This is a genomic window from Phormidesmis sp. 146-12 (genome assembly GCF_052939495.1).
In genome coordinates this window covers 1-801 of the sequence record NZ_JBJPHS010000153.1, presented here as the reverse complement: position 1 = coordinate 801, position 801 = coordinate 1, and the positions used below count along the sequence as shown (strand labels likewise).

1 protein-coding gene is annotated in these 801 nt (G+C 45.1%); it reads right to left on the bottom strand.

Annotated elements, in window-relative coordinates; genetic code table 11:
- The coding region (locus ACKFKF_RS31990; RefSeq protein ID WP_446871430.1) for an Rpn family recombination-promoting nuclease/putative transposase at window positions 1-717 on the bottom strand (717 nt) is incomplete at its 3' end.
- Between the last annotated feature and the right edge of the window lie 84 nt (window positions 718-801).

The window sequence follows — 801 nt, the reverse complement described above, 5'->3', positions numbered from 1 at the left end:
AACTTCTTCGCGGACTTCCTCTTTAACTTCTTCGCGGACTTCCTCTTTAACTTCTTCGCGGACTTCCTCTTTAACTTCTCGATAGTAGCGAGTTTTCTTTAGATCGCTCAGACTAAACATTTCTGCGAACTCCTGACGGCTAATTTTGGGAAGTTTGTACAATACGATCGTTTCAATTAAATCTAGCACTTCTTGTTGAAGACGTTGATCGGCTAGTTGCGATCGAGCTTTTTCGATCAACTGCCGTACCCGCCTCGGTGTCTGACGCTTGGTTTCGACGACTAGCTGAATGATGCCAATACCGAGAGAACTATCGGCTAAGTCTCCCAACTCGTTGAGATATAGGCGAGTCACTTGAGGTAATTCTAGCAAAGACTGATAAGGGAGGATTTCAGTCGGTTCTAGACTGCGTTTGGCGAACACGGCGATTGCTCTCCACGGTTTGGTGGGGGCATACAGTCTCAAGTAGAGAAAGATCTCGCAGAAAAAGCGAGCGTAGAACGTTGGATCTTTTTGAAATTGAACTTCTAGAAAGAAGATCGGTTGGGTGGAGTCAATGATCGGCAAAAACAATCCGTCAATCCGAAACGCAGTTTGCTTTAACTCAACTGAGGAAAACTCGTAAGCGCTGGCTTCAGACGGTTCTTGACCAATCAGTTCAAAAAAGATGCTAGGAAAGGTCTGAAACAGGCGGTAAAAAATGGAATCTGTTTTCATGTCGCTGGGAAGCTCAAGTGATCTGTTGATAAACCTGCGCTGCCAGTTGTGATAACCGCTGCATGGCTGTTTCTAATTCTTGAT